This window comes from Rhizobium sp. 10N414 (genome assembly GCF_056394785.1).
On sequence record NZ_JBFTIN010000009.1, the window covers coordinates 80,197 to 102,193 of the forward strand.

A 21,997-nucleotide genomic window follows, 5' to 3' on the forward strand; every position below is an offset into this window, starting at 1 on the left:
GGCAGGCTGCACGCAAACGAAAAATGTCGTTTTATTTCAAAAACATTGTCGTTCTGAGCGCCTCGTTTTCGGCTTTGATGCGGACGTAAAGTACGGCCGCGTTCAGCATGGAAAATATCGCCGCGTAGAGCGGCATCCCGAAGGCCAGCGGAAGGACGGCGATTTCGCCAGCCACGACGGCATAGTTCGGATGAGCCATGAATCGGTAGGGTCCGCTGCTGACGAGCGGAGCGCCCGGCAGAACGATGATGCGCGTCGTCCACCGACCCTTGAGCGTGCCGATGACCCAGAGCCTACCAGCTTGCAAAACCATGAAAACGGCAAACCACATTGCGTCGACCGGACGACCGATCGCCAGCAGCCACAATCCGGCGATCCAGCAGCCGTGCAGCGCCACCATGAAAGGATAGTGCTGCGGCGCGACCTCCTTCGCGCCGCTGTTTACAAGCACCCGCGTATTGTGGCGGGCAAGGGCGAGTTCCGCGAGGCGCTGTGCCGTCACGAAGGCGAGCAGTGCAAAGGAGGGCCACATATCATGCCGCTCGCTTCAAGGTCACGCAGCTTGCGGAGAAACCCGGTCCTAGGGCGACCATCGCGCTGCGTTCCGGCAATCCCTCCTTCAGGGCGCGCTCCAGCACGAAGAGGATCGTGGGGGAGGACATGTTTCCGTATTCCGCAAGCACCGCGCGCTCGTGATCCAGGGTTCCCGATTCAAGCGACAGCGCGCTCTCCAGGGCCATAAGCACCCTCGCGCCGCCGGGATGGCAGATGAAGCGACCTATATCCCGGCGAGATAGACCGTTTCGCGCCAATATCCCGTCGACGGCCGGGCCGAGTTCCGTCTCGGCAAAGGGCGGTAGCGATTGAGCGAGAACCACGCCGAAGCCGGTGTCGTCGATCTTCCAGCCCATGATACCGAGCGTATCGGGGAAAAGATGCTCCCCCGTCGACTCGACTTCGGCCTTACCCTCTCGCCCCGCCCGGAGAATGCAGGCGGCCGCGCCATCGCCGAAAAGTGCCGTGGCGATGATGTTTGCGCGCGTCAGCTCGTCCAGCCGGAAAGCCAGAGTGCAAAGTTCTATTGCCACGAAAAGCACCGTTGCGCCCGGCCGATCGCGGGCAAATCGCGAGGCGATGGCGAACCCGGAAACACCTGCTGCGCAGCCGAGTCCGAAAACGGGAACGCGTTCGATGTCCGAGCGGAATCCCATTTTCTCTGCGAGCTGTGCATCGAGGCTCGGTGTAGCAATGCCCGTGGACGAGATGGTGACGATGCAGTCGACGTCGCATCCCTTTAGACCGGCCTGCTTGAGTGCATGGGTGGCCGTCTCGAAAAACAGGCTGCGCGCGACTTCGCCATAAGCCTCCATTCTGTCTTGCCAACCGTGCGGCTCGATGAACCATTCCAGCGGACGGGCGGCATAACGTCTCTTGATGCCGGCATTCTCGAAGACGCTTGCCAAATGCGAAAAATCCTTGAAGCGGGACGAAAACAGGCGCGCAGAGGTTTCCGCCGCCTCCTTTTGCGTGATGACGTGCTCCGGCGTCGCGACGGCAAGACTCAACAGTTTTACGGTATCACTCACGGGATGCTCCTTTTGCCCGGCGCGTGAGCGGCTAACACGTCAGACCCGCATTTATTCGCCCGCACCGAGATCGCAGGGTCGGAAAAAAGAAGAACACGCAATCGAATAAAGTGCCAGTCAACGGTGTTCATTCGCGGCCAACGTCATTTTCGTAGGAGATATCCCATGACGATCGCGACTGTTCGTATTGCTTCCATCCTGGTCGGCGGCTGCATTGCCGCGTTTGCACTCTCCACGCCCGCATTTTCGATTGGCGGCGGCAGCAGCAGCGGCGGCAGCAGTAGCGGATCCAGCGGGTCCAGCGGCTCCGGAGGCAGGAGCAGCGAAAGCACCATGCCGACCTGCAAGAAGGGCCAGATGTACGACAAGAGGACGAAGAGGTGCGTCAAACAGAGCAGCGCCAACGTGACGGAAGAAAACCGCACGGACTACGCCTATTCGCTGGCAAAGGCCGGACGCTATGAAGAAGCGCTCGCCATACTCGATACGCTGAAGGATCCGAATACCGCCGAGGCTCTGAACTATCGCGGCTATGCCACCCGCAAGCTCGGCCGCACGGATGAAGGCATTTCCTACTACCTGAAGTCCGTTGAGCTTGATCCCAAATACGCGCAGGTTCGTGAATATCTCGGCGAAGCCTACGTCATCAAGGGTCGGCTCGATCTTGCCAAGGAGCAGCTGGAAACAATCAAAACGATCTGCGGCACCGATTGCGAGGCGTATCACGATCTGAACGAAGCGATCCTCAAGCCTTGACCATTGAAGAACAGCGGGAATGCGCAACTACGGTTGAATAGGAACCTTCCAATGCCGGTCGCGTACACCACATTTCCTGCCTATAGTCGCGCAGTACCAGAGCCGTCGGTGCAACCGGCGGCTTTGGAAGGAAAAATCGTGGCGGAGGCTCTCATCGCAAGCGAAGCCGATATCAAAAGTGGCCTGGCGGACAATCTGCTGCGGCTGTGGCGCTATGGCCTTGTGCTCTCGCATCGCCGCGACGTTGCCGACGATCTCGTGCAACAGACCTGTGTTCGCGCTCTGGAGCGCGTCGAGCAGTTCGAGACGGGAACGCGGCTGGACCGCTGGCTGTTCTCCATCCTTCATTCCATTTGGTTGAACGAGATCCGGTCGCAACGCGTGCGCCTCGGTCAGGGCTTCGTCGATGCAGACGAGGCCCTTGTTGTCGATGGCGCCCGCGATGCAGAAACCCATCTCATGGCAAACCAGGTTCTGCGGCTGGTCAATGCGCTGCCGGATGCGCAACGTGCAGCGGTCTTTCTCGCCTATGTGGAAGGTCTTTCCTACAAGGAGGTCGCAAGCGTATTGGATATCCCGATCGGCACCGTGATGAGCCGCCTTGCCGCCGCGCGCGCCAAGATAGCCGCCAGTGTCTCGGGAGAGGGGGTTACATGAACGACAAGAACCAAATCCTCTCCGATGAGGAGTTGACGGCCTATATCGACGGTGAGCTGTCGGATACGGAGGTCTCGCGCATCGAGGCGCTTCTCGACTCGAACGCGCGTGCGGCCGCTAGGCTGGAGTTGCTGTCGCGGAGCAGTCTCCCCTTCAAGCAAGCCTTCGAGCCGCTGCTTGCCGAAGCTCCGAAGGCAAGGCTCGACACCTTGCTCGGTACGCCGGCCGACGCGAAGCCGGCTCCCGAACGCTTCGGTCGCCGCGGTTTCCTTGGTTCGCTTGCAGCCTGCCTCGTCGCCGGAATTGTGGCTGACCGGGCCTTCATCAGCATCCGCAATCGCGTTGATGCTCCTGATGAAAGCAGCGAATGGCGCGCCGTCGTTGCCGAATACCTCGCCCTCTATACTGTCGATACCCTGGCCGGCCCGTCGCCGTCAGGCGAAGCGCAGGCAGCCCAGCTCGCCAGGCTCATCGACAAACTTGGCATCTCCCTGTCACCCGAAGCGGTGTCGCTGCCCGGCATCGAGTTCAAGCGCGCCCAATTGCTGCAATACGACGAAAAGCCGCTCGCACAGATTGCCTATCTGGACCCGGAGACGGGGCCGCTGGCACTCTGCATCGTTCGCTCGGACGTCGGAAAGCAGGATCCCGACGTCGAAGGCCGACGCGGAATGAACGTCGTCTACTGGTCGAACGAAACGCACGCCTTCATGCTGATCGGACGCATTCCGATCGACCGGATGCAGGAACTGGCGGAGGATGTCCGCAAAAGGGCATGAGGTCTGAGGCGGAGTGGCGGCGAGAGCGGCTATGAAAAAAAGGACTGCCCAATCCCGCGATTTTTTGAGATAGTTGCGTGGGGAGGATAACCTCTACGGCTCGCGTGGCCGGTTCGAATTGGTATCCCTTGAACGTCCTTGGACCCGCCCCATCCGCAGCGTGAGTCGGCTGTCGGCAAGCATTTAGCGAGCATTTTTCACTGTTCAGCACACGCTAGCCAGGAGCAATTCACATGGAAACGTGGAAACCTGATCCGAGCTTTTATCCGTCGCCGCGCATGGCCATGAAGGCGGCGCCCGAGACGTTTGCCTATGTCGTCGCCTTCGATCCAACGCGAGCGGTTCCCGATGAACTTGCCGTCGTCGATGTCGATCCGACATCGGCCAGTTACGGGCAGATCATAAACAAGCTCGCGATGCCTAATGTCGGTGACGAACTGCATCATTTCGGCTGGAATGCCTGTTCGTCCTGTCTGTGCCCGAACGCGCCGCACCCGCACGCTGAACGCCGCTATCTGGTCGTGCCGGGACTGAAATCTTCCCGAATCCATATCATCGACACCAAGCCGGACGGCAAAAATCCTCAGATCGTCAAGGTGATTGAGCCCGCGGACGTGGCCGAACGAGCCGGCTATTCCCGGCCGCACACCATCCATTGCGGCCCCGAGGGCATCTATGTGGCCGCGTTGGGCAATGCCGAAGGCAAGGCCCCAGGCGGGATTTTTCTGATTGATCACAGGACTTTCGAGGTCCGCGGACAGTGGGAGATAGATCGGGGAGAGCAACAGCTCGCCTATGACGTATGGTGGCACCTTGGCCACGACACGCTCGTTACCAGCGAGTGGGGCACGCCCGATACCTTCGAAAACGGGCTCGTCCCCGACATCCTGCTCGGCGCGAAATACGGACGCCGTCTGCATTTCTGGGATCTGCACGCGCGCAAGCACCTGCAGACGATCGATTTCGGCGACAAGTACCAGCTCGTATTCGAGCTCAGGCCCGCGCACGACCCGACGAAAGCCTATGGCTTTGTCAACTGCGTGCTCAGCCTAGAGGATCTCTCCTCCTCGATTTGGGTCTGGCACCGTGACGGTGAAAAATGGGGGGTGACAAAGGTGATCGACATTCCGGCGGAGCCCGCCGATGCCGACCAACTCCCGCCAATGCTCAAAGGTTTCAAGGCCGTGCCGCCGCTTGTCACCGACATCGATCTCTCGATGGATGACAGATTTCTCTACGTGTCCTGCTGGGGAACCGGCGATCTCCTTCAGTACGATGTATCAGATCCGTTCAAACCGAAGCTGACCGGCAAGGTCCGCATTGGCGGTATCGTTTCGCGTGCGTCGCACCCAGGGGCCAAGAATGGCGCGCTGAACGGGGGCCCGCAGATGGTCGAGATCAGCCGCGATGGTCGTCGCATCTACTTCACCAACTCGCTTTACGGGGCGATCGATGAGCAGTTCTATCCCGATGGCATAACGGGCTGGATGGTGAAGCTCGATGCGAAGCCGGAAGGTGGCATTGCCTTCGACGAGAAATTCTTCGTCGAATGGCCCAAGTCACACCGTCCGCATCAGGTCCGCCTGCAAGGTGGAGACTGCTCGTCGGATTCCTATTGTTATCCCTAGGGAAACGACATCAGGCAAACGAGGCGCCGATGAACGAGCTCTGGCCCTGGATGCTGCTGGCGGGACTGGGCGCCTTTCACGGTCTCAATCCCGCGATGGGGTGGCTGTTTGCCGTTGCGCTCGGCGTTCACCGGCAGAGTTTTACGGCGGTGGTTCAGGCCGTACCCGCCATTGCCCTCGGGCATGCTGTCTCCATCGCGTTGGTGGCCGGAGCTGTAGTCGCCGCCGGCCTTTTCGTGAACCAGGATGCTGTGCGCATGGCCACCGGCGTGACGCTCGTTGCCTGGGCGATCTGCCATCAAGTCTTCGGGCACAGTCGCCGCGTTCGCGTCGGCTTGCGGACGGGACTCGCCGGCCTTGTGCTCTGGTCGTTCCTGATGGCCACGGCCCATGGCGCCGGCCTCATGATCCTGCCCGCCCTGATGCCCCTCTGTCTGACCCAGCCGCCATTGCCGAATGTTGGCGGCGCCGGTTCCGCCGCCATGGCGATTGCCGCAGTCGGCGTCCACACGCTCGCAATGTTGGCGGTCACAAGCCTCATTGCGCTGACGGTTTATCGCTGGGTCGGGCTCGAAATATTGCGCAGTGCCTGGATCAACGTCGACTTGCTGTGGACGGGGGTTCTGTTCGCCACCGGTGTCGGGCTGCTGATCATCAGGTGAAGGCGAGTAGAGCTGGCACACGCGCACCAGTAAGGACCAAACGCGCAGCCGTCCAGCTTGTATCAAGCAGAGGCAGCAGCCAAGACCTCGACCCGGCAGCCGCCTGAGGACCGGATCACCGAAATTGGTGCACTCGAACGACTTAGCGCGTGGCCGCGAGCTGAACGGCGGACTTGGCGTCTTCCGTTTTCATCCGACCTTCAACGACCGCTCGGCAGGCCTTCCAGGCTCGTTGCCACTTGGCCGCACTCTGGTTCGGTTCATGGACGAGCCAGGTCAATGCCTCCTCCGGGGAGCCGACGACAATACGAATGCGGTTGTCTCCCAGCACGAGAGGTGTTTCCCATCGGTGTACCAGCATGGCCACACTCCAATCATGTGAGGGTCCGTTATCGGCGCCATCGAGTACTCGTTCCGCCTTCAGATAGATGGGTATTCGCAGCAGGCAATCAAAGGGAAGAAATGGATGGCAGGTCGCCAAGTGCCTCAAACAGGAACGGTGATCGGTGTTTCTTGGGCGACGATAAGGCGACCGATACAGATGCCGATCGCCCTTCCGAACCTCAATTCTTCTTTGGGGCGCCTTGGCTGGCCTTCGGCTGAGAACTTAAAATGGGCGGGCCGCCTTTGTCGGCGGCCGCCTTTTCCTTCTTGGGCTTCCAAGAAGACGGAGCGGCTGAAGCTCCTCCGTCTGGAACGTGAGGCTTGCGCGCCCCACCGACGGCGAAACCAAAGCGCGGGCGGCACGCTTCTTGGTCTAAACAACAACGTGATGGAGATCAGTGATCTCGGGATCTTCATGGCGAAGACACGACCATCCTCACAGTAAGGAGTTAGGCCATCCGGAACACTGCCTCTGCGTCAAGAGCCGCTGCGAGAAATGCGGACTGCGCGTCTCCCTGAGTGACTGTTTCCGTCATCGTACCAGCGTAGGCCTGCATTGCCGAGAAGAAGGCGCGGTCGTTCGTCACCAGGCCAATTCGCAAAAAAGCATATCAAGGTCTTCTTCTGGAGATGCAACAGGATGCAGCACGCGGTTGCGTTCACAACGACTAAGACTAGCCAGCTCGGTACCGACACAGGGTCTCCGATTCCACATTCGAGAATAGTGGATCACACAGTTAGCCAGCGTAAGACATGAGGGAGAAACATTCCTCACCCGTGCGATCCACTCCCTCAATCCCCGCCTTGACGCGTTGTTCCATGGGCCTGCTACATCGGGAAGGCGGAGAGTCCTACAGCTCCAGGAAATTTCTACCGGGGAGGCCGTCCCTGAATGGAGGCGCGTGTCCGCTCGAAGCTTGGTGGAGATATTGCCGAAGTCACCCGGCCAAAATGCCTTTCCAGTTCCCTGGATAGGTCGTCGGGGGAGGTCATCCCATGTTGGAAACGTTCGAAAAGTAGCTTGGCTGCGATGTTGTATCGCTCAGGATGAGCAACACTACTGGCAGCACTGTATCCAGCCGCATCCAAGATGCCTTGCAGCATAGTAAGGTCCCTGGAATGTAAGACATAGCCGAATTCGGAAGACACTTCGGTCCTCCTTCAATTTGGGGCGAGGGCTCTGAGCCCCTGATGCAGCAGCGCCCGTGACATTGGCTGCTGAAGAAGCGAGCATGCCTGAGCGTGGCTCCGGATGCAACGCAATTCGTGCAATTTTTGTTTTTATCAGACTTCGAGAATAAAACCAAAAATTGCGCTTGCGTTTCGTGCAGCGAGTGCCTATATGCCTTTCATCGGCATTGCTGATGAGCGCTGGAATATGTCTGCCGCTCGCAATTTGCCGCAATCGCTTTCTACTTTTGACCACGGATGTACTGGCACTGGTATGAGTAGCGATGTGAGGAAGGTCGGTGCGGTTTCGCCCCGGCCTTTTTTGTTGGCTGCTCCGCTGGTCGACGTCTTGAGGCTCACTGCGAAAGACGAACCCTGCGCGCAGGTCCTACGACAGGTCATGACCGACCTTGGCGGAGTAGGAAAGCTTGCTGAGCGCGTCGTCAAGGAACGGTGCAACTGCGGCGGCACCGATCGCCGGGGCAACAGCGATATCGAGAATTCGGCGCCGGCCAAGCGTGGTCGGGCTTTCATACGTAATGATCGCTGATGGCGGATAGAAGGAAAGGCAGAGACGGRTCGAAACGAACGGGCGCCGACCGGCTGCAGACCGGTGCATCAGCATTCGGATGCCATCCTGGAAGCCGCGAGTGTTCGCCTCATGGAGCAGCTCTAGATAGTTCGATCTGATCGCAAAGGTATGAGATGCAGATACCCCGTTGTCGAGCCGCGAGCAGCTTGTCAGCTCAGCCATTCTCCAGATGGAGCTCCAGCACTTCGATGTCGGCGGGACGGCCGTTGCGTCTTGCGGCGATCGAGACGTCTTCAAGATGCAAGCGCATCACGTCGCGTTCATGTTCGCAAAGCTTTTGGAGCTGCGCCTTGGACATCGGTTCCTTCGAGTTCATCTTCAGCTCGGCCATGAGCGTGTTGAGCTTCCGACCGACTGCTTGAGCCTTTTTATGGTCCGAACAATGAAAGCCGGCTGCCCGGCTAGCATCGCGTGAAAGAACTGGGAACACGCGCCCGCCGGTAAAAGATGTTGCCGCGGCGAATAAGGTTCTGGACGTCGTGGCGGACCGCCATGGGATAGTTGCCCTTGCCTGCCACTGCGACGCCCCCGCGCTCATTAGGCAGGCATCACCTGTGTGCTACAGTTCTGGGCATCAGGTCGCGCATGATGCCAAAACGATATCCGGCAGGACCGGAAAATCAAGGAATTAAGGTGATTTAGGGAAAATTGGCTGGGGAACCTGGATTCGAACCAAGATCGACGGAGTCAGAGTCCGCTGTTCTACCATTGAACTATTCCCCAGCAGGTGCGGCGCTCGAAGCGGCTCCGCTGGTGTGCGGCGCTTATAAACAAAAGCTGGCGGATTGCAAATACCTGTTTCGAAAAAAATGAACAGGGGTTTTACGCTGGCTTTTGAGCTCGAAGAGAGGACCTATTTCGCTAACGCCAAAAAGAATTTGGTGATTTCGCCATGCGCTGGTATCTTCGCGCCAACGCAAAATCGAATGAGCGCCTGCTGCATACCTTTTGGACTTGCGCGGCGCGATGGAAAAAGAACGTGGAAGACCCCGAACGCGGCCAAAGGCCGCAAGGTAACGGGGCGTCGGCGGCAGGGCGCAGGGATGGCAAGAAATCCAGGCGCCGCAAGGGCAAGCGTGGCGGGCAATCCCGCAATGCGAACCAGTCCGCTCAGCATGTCCTGTCCGGCGATGCCGGAGAGGCGGCGCGCCCAATTGAAGCCGACAATGTCGCGCGCAAGCGCAAGCGTCGCCGTCGCGGCGCAGGCGCTCCAGGCGAAGCGGTTCAACAGCATCAGGCAAGCAACGAAAACGCCCTAAGCGCGACGCACGCTGTTCGCGGTGACGGCGAATCGGTGCCGAGTCGCCGCAATCGCCGCAAGCATCGCGGCAAGCGCGGCCTCCAGGGACGCCCACTGGTCCATGAAAAGCCGACCGGACGTCCGGCCCAGCCGCAGCAGCCAGCGCCCGCCGGGCGGGCGGGGGCAGCCGAATTGCGAACCGGCCAGAACGATAATCGTGGGGCGCGCCCGTCCGAAGGAGGGCAGCGCAGCCACGAATATCCGTGGCCGGATGAGCTTTACGCCGCTCTCGATCTCGGCACCAACAATTGCCGTCTTCTGATCGCGCAACCGACGCGGCCGGGTCAGTTTCGCGTTGTCGACGCCTTCTCCCGGATCGTACGCTTGGGCGAGGGACTGGCGGCAAGCGGCCGCCTCTCCGACGATGCGATGGATCGCGCCGTCGATGCGCTCCGCGTCTGCGCCTCCAAGTTGAAGAGCCGCGAAATCCGCCGTATGCGGCTGATCGCGACCGAGGCCTGCCGGCAGGCGAGCAACGGGGCCGTGTTCCTCGAACGCGTCATTGCCGAGACCGGCCTCGAACTCGAGATTATCGATCGGGAGACCGAAGCGCGGCTTGCCGTCTCGGGCTGCTCGTCGCTCGTCGGACGCGAGACCCGCTCCGTTGTCCTCTTCGATATCGGCGGCGGCTCCTCCGAAATCGCGGTCATTCGTATCGGCGACAACCGCTTCAATCGCCTCGCAAACCACATCACCCACTGGACCTCGCTTCCCGTCGGCGTCGTCACGCTATCGGAGCGTCATGGCGGGCGCGATGTCACCCCGGATGTTTTCGAGGGCATGGTGGTGGAGGTGGCGGGCATGCTCGACAACTTCGATTGCCCTGCGATCGACATCGGTCACGCGGATGATTTCCATCTCATCGGCACCTCGGGAACGGTGACGACGCTTGCAGGCGTCCACCTCGACCTGCCGCGCTACGACCGCCGCAAGGTCGACGGCATCTGGCTTTCGGACGACGAGGTCTCGGCGATGCAGGCAAAGCTGCTGTCGTGGGATTTCGCAAGCCGGGCCGCCAATCCCTGTATCGGACCGGATCGCGCCGATCTGGTGCTCGCCGGCTGCGCGATTCTGGAGGCGATCCGCCGCCGCTGGCCGAGCCCGCGCATGCGGGTTGCCGATCGCGGCTTGAGGGAAGGCCTGCTCACGGACATGATGGCGGACGACGGCGTCTGGCGGCGCCACCGCAACCGCCGCGGCCAGCGCGGCAAATAGGGGACAAGCATGGCGAAGCCAACGATTGCGGGTAGCCGCACCGGCCGCAAACTCGGCCAGCGCGTCAAGAACAAGAAGATGAAGGCGTCGTCGCGGCAATGGCTGCAGCGCCACATCAACGATCCCTATGTGCAGCGCGCCCAGCTCGAGGGCTATCGCGCTCGTGCCGCCTTCAAGCTGCTCGAGATCGACGAGAAGCACGGCATCCTGAAGGGCGCCCGCCGCATCATCGATCTGGGTGCCGCACCGGGAAGCTGGTCGCAGATCGCTGCCAAGGTCACGGGCTCGACGGATGAGGATATCCGTGTGGCGGCGATCGACTTCCTGGAGATGGATCAGCTGCCGGGCGTGAAGATCCTGCAGCTGGACTTCCTCGATCCGTCAGCGCCGGCACAGTTGATCGAGGCCGTCGGCGGCACGCCTGATCTGGTGATCTCGGACATGGCAGCCCCCACGACCGGCCACCACCGTACCGACCATTTGCGCACCATGCATCTCTGCGAAGTGGCGGCACACTTTGCCATCGAAGTGCTGGGGGAGGGTGGCCACTTCCTGGCAAAGACCTTCCAGGGAGGCACCGAACGCGATCTTCTCAACATGCTGAAGCGGCATTTCAAGCAGGTTGTCCACGTCAAGCCGCCGTCGTCGCGGGCCGAATCTGTGGAGATGTTCCTGCTGGCGAAAGGCTTCAAGGGCCGCCAGATGGAGCCCGATGTCACCGAAGCTTGATCTTTGGGCTGGTCTCGGGTGATGATCCGATCTCCCAAGACTTGGAATGCCCGGGTACCATGCTCCTATACGTCACCCTCGGAACCAACGACATTGATGAAGCGCGGCGGTTTTACGATATCGTGCTGCCGCTGCTCGGCTATCGCCGCCAGCGCTACTCCGAAGAGGAAATCGGCTACGCCGCAGATGGCGACACCCGATGCCGGCTCTGGATCGTAACCCCGTTCAACCGCAGGCGGGCATCAACTGGCAACGGCTCGATGGTCGCGCTTCATGCCGAGCGCCGTGCGGACGTCGATGCGTTTCATGCCGCAGCCCTTGCCGCGGGCGGCGTTGACGAAGGCGCCCCCGGATTGCGGCCGTTCCATGCCAATTTCTATGCCGCCTATGTGCGCGATCCGGATGGCAACAAGCTGAGCGCCGTCTGCGAGACTCCGGAATAGGCCTTACTTCACGGCCTGTTGTTCCGCCTCGATCGTCGCCGGGGTGATGCGCTTCGCACGGTGGCCGGAAACAAGCGCGCCGGCGCTCCTGTCCATTCGGATGAACGGGATGGTCGCCACGACAGTCAGGATCGCGATCACGTAGAAGGCGACGTGGAAGTCGGCCACCTGCAGCGCCTCGCCGCGGAAATAGATCGATGTTTCAAGGATTGCTGCGGCAACCGCGACGCCAAGCGCCAGGCTGATCTGCTGCATCACCGAGCTCATCGACGTTGCCTGGCTCGCCTGTGCATCGTCGATGTCGGCAAAGGCCAGCGCATTGACGCCGGTAAAGAAGAACGAGCGCGAGAAGCCGCCGACCAAAAGAATGGCGATGATGACGAGATGTGGCGTCTGTGGCGTGAAGAAGCCGGTCGCGACCGTAACCACGGTCGTCACCCCTGCTGCCGAAAGCAGTGTGGTGCGGAAGCCGGCAGCCGCGAAAACGCGACGCGCCATGAACTTGGTCGTGATCGCCCCGATCGCGCCGGCAAAAGTGATGAGACCCGATTGGAACGGCGTCAGGCCGAAGCCGAGTTGCAGCATCAGCGGCGTCAGGAAGGGCATGGCGCCGATACAGATGCGAAACAGCGTGCCGCCGGTTGTCGATGCGCGGAACGTCGGATTGCGGAAGAGGTTCAGATTGAGGATCGGCGCTGGATGCCGTTTGGCATGGCGCACATAGAGAAAACCGCAGACGAGGCCGATTGCCGTCGCCATGATGCCGATAACGGGCGGCAAGGCCGGGAGGCTGACGACGGAAAGGCCGAAGACGACGCCGGCGGCCGAAAACGATGTCAGCAAAAAGCCGGTGAAATCCAGCTTCGGCGGCGCCGTCGCCTCAACCTCCGGCAGGAAGATCGTTGCCAGCCAGACGCCGACAATGCCGACCGGCACGTTGATCAGGAAGATCCAGTGCCAGGTGAAATAGGTGGTGATGAAGCCGCCTAACGGCGGTCCGGCCAACGGTCCGACGAGCGCCGGGATGGTCAGCAAGGCCATCGCCGAGACAAGCTCGCTTCGCTTCGTCGTTCGCAGAAGCACAAGGCGGCCAACCGGCGTCATCATCGCCCCGCCCATGCCCTGCAGGAAGCGCGCAATGACGAACTCGATCAGGCCGGACGAGATTGCGCAGAAGATCGACCCGACGACGAAGACGCAGATAGCCAGGCGGAAAATGCGCTTGGCGCCAAACCGGTCCGCCATCCAGCCGCTGATCGGAATGAAGACCGCAAGCGACACCATGTAGGAGGTCAGTGCCAGCTTCAGCGTGATCGGCCCGACGTGGAGATCGTTGGCGATGGCGGGCAGGGCGGTCGATATGACGGTGGAGTCCATCTGCTCCATGAAGAGAGCAACGGCGAGGATCAGCGGAACGATGCGGTTCATACGCGAAATGCCTTGAAGGTCTTGCGAAGGCGGTGGAGGCCCGTGCTCTGTAGTCCTCGCGACAGGCTCTGCCAACCCTTCATTCCGCTTCCGAAGCACGTTTGCATCACGTCTGCGTGAGACCGCTTGCTCAGCAAATTCAACGGCCAAGATTGACATATGCTTGTTTTGGTCGAGTGCAACAAACGCGGCGGCTGCTGGTCATTTGGGGGTATGCGGCAGTGATGCTGCACGCTATTGGGAGGCGGGATATGGCACTACCGGGGATGAAACGGCGCACTTTGCTTGCTGCGGGCATCAGCCTGCTGGCGACGCCGATGATTTTGAAAGAGACGGCCGCTATGGCCGTAAGTGGAGACAAGACCAAGATGGATGCGACGCCGCAGCCCCAGTTCAATCAGTTTAAACTCGGCTCCTACAAATTTACCGTCTTCAAGGACGGCGCCACGATTGCCGAAAAGCCCTATGAAACCTTCGGAACCAACCAGACGCCGGAAACGGTTCAGGAGCTGCTTGCGAGGAATTTCCTGCCGACCGACAAGTTCGTCAATACTTACGCACCGACGCTGATCGACACAGGATCGGATGTCATCCTTGTCGATACGGGTTTTGGCGAAGGCGGTCGCGCCCGCGGCAGCGGGCTGCTTCGCGATGGGCTCAAGGCTGCCGGCTATTCGCCCGACGACATCACGCTGGTCGCGCTGACCCATCTGCATGGCGATCATATTGGCGGCCTGATGGAAGGGGGCGCACCGGCCTTCAAGAACGCGCGTTACGTCATCGGCCAGATCGAATACGATTTCTGGACGGACAAAGCGCGTGAAGGCACAGCCGCCGAAGGCGGTCACAAGACAGTTCTCGCCAACGTCGTGCCGCTTGCCGAGAAAGCGACGTTCATCGGCGATGGCGGCACTGTTGCAAGCGGCATCACCGCAATGCTGGCGCCGGGCCACACGCAGGGCCACATGGTTTTCCACATCGAATCCGAGGGTAAGCGCCTCGTGGCAACGGGCGACACCGCCAATCACTATATTCTGTCGCTGCAGAAGCCGGATTGGGAGGTTCGTTTCGATATGGACAAGGCGCAGGCAGCAGCAACGCGCCGCAAGGTCTTCGGCATGATCGCGGCCGACAAGATTGCCTTCCTAGGCTACCACATGCCGTTCCCCGCCGTCGGCTTTGTCGAGGCACACGACGACGGATATCGCTTCGTTCCGAAGACCTATCAGTTCGACCTGTGAGACCGCTGCATGGCAGCCATACCAAGCCCGGCGAACACGTCGGGCTTTTTGCTATTCACTTCCTGTCATAGACGTGTTACCAGCCCTCGCCAACTTCCAAAGCAACCCTTGCACACTGCCGGTGCGGACGATTCGTTCCGGGAGGCGTTGCATTTTTCTTAATTGAAGGAAATTGGCCATGGCTCGCATCACAGAAACGCCAACCGGTTTGGATGCACTCACCTTCGATGACGTGCTCCTGCAGCCCGGTCATTCCGAGGTCCTGCCCGGTCAGACGAGCGTTGCAACGCGCATCGCCACTGACTTCGAGCTGAATATCCCGATCATCTCTTCGGCCATGGACACCGTCACGGAAAGCCGCCTTGCCATCGCCATGGCTCAGGCCGGTGGCCTTGGCGTGATCCACAAGAACCTGACGCCGGCCGAGCAGGCCGAACAGGTCCGCCAGGTCAAGAAGTTCGAAAGCGGCATGGTCGTCAACCCGGTTACGATCGGTCCCGACGCGACGCTCGCCGATGCGCTCGGGCTGATGAAGACTTACAGCATCTCGGGCATCCCGGTCGTTGAAAAGTCCGGCCGTCTCGTCGGTATTCTAACCAACCGCGATGTTCGCTTCGCCTCCGATCCGAAGCAGAAGATCTACGAGTTGATGACGCGCGAGAATCTCGTCACGGTCAAGGAAAGCGTCGACCAGCAGGAAGCCAAGCGTCTGCTTCATGCGCATCGCATTGAGAAGCTGCTGGTGGTCGACGGAGAAGGCCGCTGCGTCGGTCTCATTACCGTCAAGGACATTGAAAAGTCGCAGCTCAACCCGAACGCATCCAAGGATGCGCAGGGCCGCCTTCGCGCCGCTGCCGCTGTCGGCGTCGGTGACGATGGTTTCGAGCGCGCCGAACGCCTGATCGAGGCAGGCGTCGATCTTCTCGTCGTCGATACCGCGCATGGTCATTCGCAGGGCGTTCTCAATGCCGTCGGACGAGTAAAGAAGCTGTCCAACTCCGTCCGCGTCATGGCCGGCAACGTCGCGACATCTGACGGCACCAAGGCGCTGATCGATGCAGGTGCCGATGCCGTCAAGGTCGGTATTGGCCCGGGCTCGATCTGCACGACGCGCATCGTCGCCGGTGTCGGCGTTCCGCAGCTCGCAGCCATCATGTCGGCGGTTGAGGCAGCACGGGCGCAGGATATCCCTGTCATCGCCGACGGTGGCATCAAGTTCTCGGGTGACGTCGCCAAGGCGATCGCATCCGGCGCTTCCGCTGTCATGATCGGTTCGCTGCTCGCCGGCACCGATGAGAGCCCGGGTGAAGTCTATCTCTACCAGGGCCGTTCCTTCAAAGCCTATCGCGGCATGGGTTCCGTCGGCGCCATGGCGCGCGGCTCGGCAGACCGCTACTTCCAGGCGGAAGTGCGCGATACGCTGAAGCTCGTGCCCGAGGGCATCGAAGGCCAAGTTCCCTACAAGGGCCCGGTTTCGTGCGTCCTGCATCAGCTTGCAGGCGGCCTCAAGGCAGCCATGGGTTATGTCGGCGGCAAGGACATCAAGGACTTCCAGGAGCGCGCGACCTTCGTGCGCATCTCCGGCGCCGGCCTTCGCGAAAGCCACCCTCACGATGTGACGATCACCCGCGAGAGCCCCAACTATCCGGGCTCCGGCGGCTGAAAATGAACGCGGGCAGCCGTATTCCGCTCTGGATTATTGCGCTGCTCGCGGCTATCTGCCTTGGTGTGCTTGCGTGGACGACGTTCGGCTTTGTTGTCCCCTTCAAGCACGAAACCGGGCAAGCCGTTCTCGATATCTATTTCGCCGGTTATGACGAATTCACCGTCGGCCGGATGCAGCGGCTCCTCGGCGAGAACGAGATTGCCAACAATCTGTTGCGGGCCATGTACGCTGGTCCCGAGCTGATCTTTCCGGCACTTCTGACGGCACTCCTCTTGCTGGTCTTGATCAAGCTGAGACCCGGCGGCTCATACTTCAACCGCCCGATTCGGCCGTTCTTCGCCAAGCTGATCTATGCGCTCCCCTTCATCTATGGCCTCGCCGACTACGGCGAGAATGTCTCCAGCTTGATCGCCTTCGGGGGCAGTGCCTGGGCGGATCAGGCCGCGCAGTTGTTGCCGTGGATGACACGGCTGAAATTCTCAAGCCTCGCCATCTGCCTCGTCGTCATCATCCGCTTCGCTGTCGTTCGTACGATGCGCGGCCAAGAGGGCGAGCAGTAGCTTACCGCGGCCACCGCCATGGCGGATTGGAAAGGCGAGCCGCCATGAACTCCGATAATACTTCGACCTTTGCCGGTCGTGCGCGTGCGGACGGCGTGACAAAATAAAGTGCCCCGCTGGGCAGGCTCCAATCGGTCAAGATCGCCTTCAAGCGCCCGTCAGCTAGATATTCGCTGGCCATGAACTCCGGCAGCTCGCAGATGCCGAGGCCGCGCAACGCCATTGGGATCAATGCTTCCGAATTGGTCGCCCGAAGTGGGCCGGTTGGGGTGACGAATTCCTCCTCGCCTGCCTTATTCGTCAGCCGCCATATGTCCTTGCGTGGCCGATAGGCATAGCCGAGGCAGTGATGCGCGGCCAGCTCTCGAGGATGCTCAGGACATCCGTATTTCTCGAGATAGGCAGGCGACGCCAGAATGAACGGCTTAACCGGCGCGAGCCGACGGGCAATTAGGGACGAGTCCGGCAAAACCGCGATACGAAGCGCAGCATCGAAACCTTCCCCCACGAGATCGACGCTCGCGTCGCTCATGTGAAGATCGATGCTGATGTCGGGGTAGAGTTCAAAGAACTCGGGCAGGATCGGTGCAATCCAATGCACGCCGAACGTCATTGGCGCTGCCAGCCGGATCAGACCGCGGGGACGACTGGACAGCTCGAGCGCCGCATTCTCGATCTCCTCCGCATCGGAGTAGATCCGCGACGCGCGCTCGGCGAGACGGAGGCCGAATTCCGTCAGCGACAGTTGGCGCGATGTCCGATTGAACAGCCGGGCGCCCAGTCTCTGTTCCAGGCGTGCGACGCCGCGCGAAACGGTTGCTACGGAAATACCCAGCGTCTTTGCCGCGCGGGCGAACGATCGCTCCTCCGCCACTTTGGCAAACATCGCGAGGCCTTCGAAGTCTGGCAGCTTCATCATTTCGTATTTGCAACAATGGTTTTCATTCCTTTCTATTTCGAAACGATCGGCTCGTCCATATCTTCTGCTCAGTCGAACAAAAGGAGACGACGACAATGACTCAGAAATTGAATGGCAAGATTGCAGTGATAACCGGCGCCACGTCGGGCATCGGTCTCGCCACGGCGAAGCGTTTCGTCGCCGAAGGCGCTCGCCTCTTCATCACCGGCCGCCGCGCAGATGTGCTCGCCGCGGCCGTCGACGAGATCGGCGGCAACGTCATCGGCATCCAGGCCGACTCCGCCAAGCAGGCCGATCTCGATCGTCTGTTCAATCGCGTGAAGGAAGAGGCCGGCCGCATCGACGTGCTCTTCGTCAACGCAGGTGGGGGCTCGTTCGCGCCGCTCGGTCAGATCACCGAAGAACAGTTTGACGACACGTTCAACCGCAACGTCAAGGGCGTGCTCTTTACCGTGCAAACGGCACTGCCGGTGCTCGGTAACGGCTCGTCGGTTATTCTGACGGGCTCGACGGCCGGTGCGACGGGCACGCCCGCTTTCAGCGTCTACGCTGCCTCGAAGGCGGCGATCCGCAACTTCGCGCGCAACTGGATCCTMGATCTCAAGGACCGCGGCATCCGCGTCAACACGCTGAGCCCCGGCCCGACGGAAACGACCGGCCTGGTCGAACTCGCAGGCAAGGACAAGGCTGACCAGCAGGGCCTTCTCGACTATCTCAGTTCGCAGGTTCCGATGGGCCGCGTCGGTCGCGCCGAAGAAATCGCCTCCGCAGCTCTGTTCCTGGCTTCGGATGAATCGAGCTTCGTCTCTGGCGCAGAACTCTTCGCCGATGGCGGCATCGCCCAGGTCTGATGCAGCAGCCATGCCCGTCGCACAATCGCGACGGGCATTTGCGGCGTCGGTTGTTTTCCTCTACAGCGTGGAAATCAAACGAAAAAACCGCAAGGAAGAGACAGCATGACCGGCTACGAGATGTTCTGGCCCATTATTGCCCACGTAGCCCTAGTCTATTTCCTCTACATGCTTCTCTCGTACCGCCGGCAAAAGCTGGTTCGGGGGGGCAAGATCCGGCGATCGAACTACCGGGAAAATCGCGACGAGCCAGCGGAAGGCCTTGTCGTCAAGCATTGCCTCGCCAACCAGTTCGAGTTGCCGGTGCTTTTCTACGCCTGTTGCGTCCTTCTTTACATGACGGAAGCCGATAACCTCGTCGCCGTTGTTCTTGCCTGGATCTTTGTCGCATCGCGCTATCTGCACGCCTTCATCCACGTGACCAGCAACAATCTGCGTTATCGCAGCCCGCTCTTTGCCTGCGGCTATGTGGTGCTCGGCGCCATGTGGATGTGGGTTGCCGCCTGGATGGCATTCGCGAACGGTTGAGCGACTTGAAGTAACGCAGTTTTGTTCCTGCGTTACTGGCCGCTGACCTATCTTCCCCGACAGGCGAAAGCCGACATGTAGGGAACGGGAGGCCTCAAATGAACAAGCCGGAAATCACGCAGGCGATGATCAACGCCTACGACGAATACACGCATCTGACACTCGATCGCCGCAACTTCATGGACAAGCTGACGAAACTGGCCGGTTCCGCCGGTGCCGCCGCTGTCATCGCACCGATGCTTGCGGCCAACAAGGCAAGCGCCGAAATGATCGCCGCCGACGACACGCGGGTGGTGGCCAAGGACGTCACCTATCCCGGTGGAGCTGGTGAGATGAAAGGTTACCTCGTCGAACCCAAGGATGCATCGGGAAAACTCGGCGCCGTGATTGTTATCCACGAGAACCGCGGTCTGAACCCGCACATCCGCGATGTCGCGCGCCGCATGGCGCTGGAGGGCTTCATCGCGCTGGCGCCAGACTTCCTCTCGCCCCAAGGCGGCACGCCGGAGAATGAGGACAAAGCCCGCGAGATGTTCAGCACGCTCGACCGACCCGCCACGGTGGCGAACGCGGAGGCGACGCTTACATATCTGAGCAAACTCGACAATTCCAATGGCAAGGTCGGCGTGATCGGTTTCTGCTGGGGTGGCGGGCTTGTTAACGATTTCGCTGTTGCCTCGCCGGACCTGAAGGCGGGTGTTGCCTATTACGGCGCCCAGCCGAAGGCGGCCGATGTGCCTGGTATCAAGGCTGCGCTGATGCTGCATTACGCCGGCCTCGACGACCGTATCAATGCCGGCATCGACGCCTACAAGAAGGCGCTGCAGGACAATGGCAAGAACTTCCAGATCTTCGTCTATGACGGCGTCAACCACGCCTTCAACAATGACACGTCGGCGGCTCGCTACGACAAGAAGGCGGCCGACCTCGCTTGGAGCAGGACTGTCGAATTCCTGAAGAAGAACCTGGCCTGATCAGGCCGCCAGCTCGCGCGGCGCAGGGGCGACAGCGATGATCGCCTCTGCCAGCGCCTCCATCTCCTTGCCACGATGGTTGCTGCGACGCCAGGCAAGGCAGATCTCGCGCGACGGCTGTGGATCGGTAAAGGGCACGATGCGGATCGAATTGCGGCTGGTCTCCGTCGGAATGGCGATCTCGGGAATGAGCGTCATGCCCATATCATGCGACACCATCTGCAGCAGCGTCGCCATTGAGGTCGCACCAAAGTTGACGAGGCTGCGCTTGCCGGCGCTGCAGACGGCAAGGGCCTGATCGCGCAGGCAATGTCCTTCCTCGAGCAGTAGTAGGCGATCGACATTTACTTCATGCTCGGTGAGCGGCGACATCAGCACCGCCTCGCCGTTGTCCGCTACGGCCATGAAGAAGCGGTCGGTGAAGAGCGGTCGCGTCTGGATGCCTTCGATATCGAGCGGCAAGGCCGCGATCACGGCATCGAGCTTTCCCGTCAGGAGGTCCGCCATCAACCGATCGGTGACCGCCTCCCGAAGTTCCACCTCAACGCTGGGGTAAGTCTTGCGCAAATGCGGAACGAACTGAGGGACGAGGTAGGGCGCGACTGTCGGAATAATTCCGATGCGGATCAGACCTTCGAGCGTGCCTTCGCCCTTTCGGGCCGTCTGCTCGAGCAGGTCGACCTGATGCAGGATGGCGCGGACATAGTGCAGAACCTCTTCGCCTTTCGGCGTCAGGATCGTGCTCTGCCGCGTTCGCTCGACTAGCTTGGCGCCGAGATATTCTTCCATTTCCATGATCTGGGTCGACAGCGCCGGCTGGCTGATGTGGACCATTTCGGCGGCCCTGCCGAAATGGCGCGTCGTTGCCAGCGCATCGAAATAACGCATCTGTCGTAAGGTCAGCATGATAATCTCTTCCAATCGATAATCTCATTAAATACGACTTGAGATTATCGAAGGTCAATGGAATTACGAGCAAGGCCGCTCTTCAGGCGGCATCTGAGTGGCCGCCGATTTGAGGGCACTTGAGGCACATGTAGCGTGCGCGAATCGGTGCGTGCAGCGACCGAGAAGCCACGGCCACAACGATTAACGTCCAACCCGTCGCAAGTGAGCAAAACAACACGCGGAGTTGACCAAATACGGGTGTATCACCCCGATTTTCTTATACTTTTCCCCATCCGTACAATCCGATGCATCTCGTTTACGAGTCGTGAAGACCTGCATGTCATATCGGCGAGATGGCGCCGGTATGAACCACCTCCGTCGCTCCACATAGAACAAATGGGAACGACATGAAGGTCGGAAGTTTGGATCGTATTGGCCTCCGCCGGAAGCCAAAGCAGGAACGCAGTATTCAGCGGCTCGACCACATCTTGTCGGCCGCAGCCGCACTCATCGCTGAAAAGGGTGTAAGCGCCATGCGGATGACGGAACTGGCCGTCGCCGCCAAGGTTCCGATTGGTTCCGTTTATCAGTATTTTCCCGAGAAGGCGGCGATCGTCAAAGCGCTCTTCGACCGCCATGCGCTGGCGCTCCAGACGCGCATCGCCGAGGCCTTTGCGTCCGTGCACTCCGTCGACCATGCGCTCGAGGTACTCGTCGCGACGATCGACTGGCACTACGCCGACTATCGCAACGATGCCGCCTATCTCGGCATCTGGATGGGTACCGAAACCGACCACGACCTGCTGCTGCTCAACATCGAGCATAGCAAGCGGATTGCCGACATCTTTCAGGATACCGTCCGCCGCGTCGCACCTGAGCTCTCCGCAGCCGACATGCAGGCCCGCAGCTATCTGTTCAGCCATCTGCTCGGGGCATCGATCCGCCTTGCGGTCGTCAGCGAGGATTCCCTTGCAAGACGCATCCTGGATGAGTGGAAGCGCGTGATCCGAACAGCCTTCCTCTCACCGGTTGCCGCCTGAG

At 60.5% G+C, this 21,997-nt stretch carries 23 protein-coding genes, 1 tRNA gene and 1 pseudogene; 15 read left to right on the forward strand and 10 right to left on the reverse strand.

The annotated features are described in order from the left end of the window. Positions 1 to 31 precede the first annotated feature (31 nt). Positions 32 to 532 (reverse strand): isoprenylcysteine carboxyl methyltransferase family protein, encoded by a 501-nt coding sequence (locus tag AC1DE4_RS11150; protein WP_025659485.1) that lies wholly within the window; start codon positions 530 to 532, stop codon positions 32 to 34. Position 533: 1 nt separating this feature from the next. Beyond that, positions 534 to 1,586, reverse strand: coding sequence for a type III polyketide synthase (locus AC1DE4_RS11155; protein WP_018856865.1), 1,053 nt, complete (start codon positions 1,584 to 1,586; stop codon positions 534 to 536). A 165-nt stretch (positions 1,587 to 1,751) separates the two neighbouring features. Here AC1DE4_RS11155 and AC1DE4_RS11160 point away from each other — a divergent pair, with 165 nt between their 5' ends. From AC1DE4_RS11160 to AC1DE4_RS11180, 5 genes are all read left to right on the forward strand, one after another. Beyond that, on the forward strand, positions 1,752 to 2,342 hold the full coding sequence (locus AC1DE4_RS11160; protein WP_025659484.1) for a tetratricopeptide repeat protein: 591 nt from the start codon (positions 1,752 to 1,754) through the stop codon (positions 2,340 to 2,342). A gap of 51 nt (positions 2,343 to 2,393) precedes the next feature. Continuing rightward, complete coding sequence (locus tag AC1DE4_RS11165; protein ID WP_025659483.1) at positions 2,394 to 2,999, forward strand: RNA polymerase sigma factor; 606 nt, start codon at positions 2,394 to 2,396, stop codon at positions 2,997 to 2,999. Further along, a complete protein-coding gene (locus AC1DE4_RS11170) occupies positions 2,996 to 3,778 on the forward strand; it encodes an anti-sigma factor family protein (protein ID WP_025659482.1) in 783 nt (260 codons plus the stop codon). The genes AC1DE4_RS11165 and AC1DE4_RS11170 overlap by 4 nt, the downstream gene beginning before the upstream one ends. A 233-nt stretch (positions 3,779 to 4,011) precedes the next feature. Then, the gene (locus tag AC1DE4_RS11175; protein ID WP_025659481.1) at positions 4,012 to 5,406 is read left to right on the forward strand and encodes a selenium-binding family protein; all 1,395 of its coding nucleotides are present in this window, start codon (positions 4,012 to 4,014) and stop codon (positions 5,404 to 5,406) included. A 29-nt stretch (positions 5,407 to 5,435) separates the two neighbouring features. Further along, complete coding sequence (locus tag AC1DE4_RS11180; RefSeq protein ID WP_025659480.1) at positions 5,436 to 6,068, forward strand: hypothetical protein; 633 nt, start codon at positions 5,436 to 5,438, stop codon at positions 6,066 to 6,068. 142 nt (positions 6,069 to 6,210) lie between these two features. Here the strand turns inward: AC1DE4_RS11180 and AC1DE4_RS11185 are convergent, their stop codons facing one another. The 5 genes and pseudogenes from AC1DE4_RS11185 to AC1DE4_RS11205 form a co-directional block, all read right to left on the reverse strand. After that, positions 6,211 to 6,429, reverse strand: a complete 219-nt coding sequence (locus tag AC1DE4_RS11185) for a DUF982 domain-containing protein (RefSeq protein WP_025659479.1) — start codon at positions 6,427 to 6,429, stop codon at positions 6,211 to 6,213. A 472-nt stretch (positions 6,430 to 6,901) separates the two neighbouring features. Further along, positions 6,902 to 7,039, reverse strand: a complete 138-nt coding sequence (locus AC1DE4_RS11190) for a hypothetical protein (protein WP_156932686.1) — start codon at positions 7,037 to 7,039, stop codon at positions 6,902 to 6,904. Positions 7,040 to 8,046: 1,007 nt separating this feature from the next. Next, positions 8,047 to 8,145, reverse strand: a pseudogene (locus AC1DE4_RS11195) (LysR family transcriptional regulator); the annotation flags it as partial. Between the two features lie 223 nt (positions 8,146 to 8,368). Beyond that, the gene (locus AC1DE4_RS11200) at positions 8,369 to 8,545 is read right to left on the reverse strand and encodes a hypothetical protein (protein WP_245271653.1); all 177 of its coding nucleotides are present in this window, start codon (positions 8,543 to 8,545) and stop codon (positions 8,369 to 8,371) included. Between the two features lie 318 nt (positions 8,546 to 8,863). Next, positions 8,864 to 8,937: transfer RNA gene (locus tag AC1DE4_RS11205), tRNA-Gln, on the reverse strand. A gap of 256 nt (positions 8,938 to 9,193) precedes the next feature. On the opposite strand from AC1DE4_RS11205, the gene AC1DE4_RS11210 reads away from it, so the two are divergent. The 3 genes from AC1DE4_RS11210 to AC1DE4_RS11220 are packed head-to-tail and all read left to right on the forward strand — an operon-like array spanning position 9,194 to position 11,901. Then, on the forward strand, positions 9,194 to 10,729 hold the full coding sequence (locus AC1DE4_RS11210) for a Ppx/GppA phosphatase family protein (protein ID WP_025659477.1): 1,536 nt from the start codon (positions 9,194 to 9,196) through the stop codon (positions 10,727 to 10,729). Positions 10,730 to 10,738: 9 nt separating this feature from the next. Beyond that, a complete protein-coding gene (locus tag AC1DE4_RS11215) occupies positions 10,739 to 11,458 on the forward strand; it encodes an RlmE family RNA methyltransferase (RefSeq protein WP_018856877.1) in 720 nt (239 codons plus the stop codon). A 59-nt stretch (positions 11,459 to 11,517) separates the two neighbouring features. Further along, the gene (locus AC1DE4_RS11220; protein ID WP_018856878.1) at positions 11,518 to 11,901 is read left to right on the forward strand and encodes a VOC family protein; all 384 of its coding nucleotides are present in this window, start codon (positions 11,518 to 11,520) and stop codon (positions 11,899 to 11,901) included. Between the two features lie 3 nt (positions 11,902 to 11,904). Here AC1DE4_RS11220 and AC1DE4_RS11225 read toward each other — a convergent pair whose 3' ends face one another. After that, positions 11,905 to 13,329, reverse strand: coding sequence for a DHA2 family efflux MFS transporter permease subunit (locus AC1DE4_RS11225; RefSeq protein ID WP_025659476.1), 1,425 nt, complete (start codon positions 13,327 to 13,329; stop codon positions 11,905 to 11,907). A gap of 251 nt (positions 13,330 to 13,580) precedes the next feature. Between AC1DE4_RS11225 and AC1DE4_RS11230 the strand changes: the two genes are divergently transcribed. The 3 genes from AC1DE4_RS11230 to AC1DE4_RS11240 all read left to right on the forward strand — a co-directional run bounded on the left by AC1DE4_RS11230 (position 13,581) and on the right by AC1DE4_RS11240 (position 16,796). After that, positions 13,581 to 14,570 (forward strand): MBL fold metallo-hydrolase, encoded by a 990-nt coding sequence (locus AC1DE4_RS11230; RefSeq protein WP_025659475.1) that lies wholly within the window; start codon positions 13,581 to 13,583, stop codon positions 14,568 to 14,570. Positions 14,571 to 14,748: 178 nt separating this feature from the next. After that, a complete protein-coding gene (gene guaB / locus AC1DE4_RS11235) occupies positions 14,749 to 16,233 on the forward strand; it encodes an IMP dehydrogenase (protein WP_477881361.1) in 1,485 nt (494 codons plus the stop codon). A 2-nt stretch (positions 16,234 to 16,235) separates the two neighbouring features. After that, complete coding sequence (locus AC1DE4_RS11240) at positions 16,236 to 16,796, forward strand: hypothetical protein (RefSeq protein WP_477881363.1); 561 nt, start codon at positions 16,236 to 16,238, stop codon at positions 16,794 to 16,796. Position 16,797: 1 nt separating this feature from the next. Here the strand turns inward: AC1DE4_RS11240 and AC1DE4_RS11245 are convergent, their stop codons facing one another. Beyond that, positions 16,798 to 17,715 carry a LysR family transcriptional regulator gene (locus AC1DE4_RS11245; RefSeq protein ID WP_025659473.1) on the reverse strand — a complete coding sequence of 306 codons (918 nt, stop codon included), beginning with the start codon at positions 17,713 to 17,715 and terminating at the stop codon, positions 16,798 to 16,800. Between the two features lie 95 nt (positions 17,716 to 17,810). On the opposite strand from AC1DE4_RS11245, the gene AC1DE4_RS11250 reads away from it, so the two are divergent. From AC1DE4_RS11250 to AC1DE4_RS11260, 3 genes are all read left to right on the forward strand, one after another. Beyond that, entirely contained in the window at positions 17,811 to 18,566 is a 756-nt protein-coding gene (locus tag AC1DE4_RS11250) for an SDR family oxidoreductase (protein ID WP_025659472.1), read from the forward strand. A 105-nt stretch (positions 18,567 to 18,671) separates the two neighbouring features. Further along, complete coding sequence (locus tag AC1DE4_RS11255) at positions 18,672 to 19,094, forward strand: MAPEG family protein (protein WP_018116127.1); 423 nt, start codon at positions 18,672 to 18,674, stop codon at positions 19,092 to 19,094. 98 nt (positions 19,095 to 19,192) lie between these two features. After that, positions 19,193 to 20,068 (forward strand): dienelactone hydrolase family protein, encoded by an 876-nt coding sequence (locus AC1DE4_RS11260; RefSeq protein ID WP_025659471.1) that lies wholly within the window; start codon positions 19,193 to 19,195, stop codon positions 20,066 to 20,068. Here the strand turns inward: AC1DE4_RS11260 and AC1DE4_RS11265 are convergent, their stop codons facing one another. Next, positions 20,069 to 20,974: a hydrogen peroxide-inducible genes activator gene (locus AC1DE4_RS11265; protein WP_025659470.1), complete on the reverse strand. Its 906-nt coding sequence runs from the start codon at positions 20,972 to 20,974 to the stop codon at positions 20,069 to 20,071. A gap of 389 nt (positions 20,975 to 21,363) precedes the next feature. On the opposite strand from AC1DE4_RS11265, the gene AC1DE4_RS11270 reads away from it, so the two are divergent. Further along, entirely contained in the window at positions 21,364 to 21,996 is a 633-nt protein-coding gene (locus AC1DE4_RS11270) for a TetR family transcriptional regulator (protein ID WP_018856887.1), read from the forward strand. Position 21,997 lies beyond the last annotated feature (1 nt).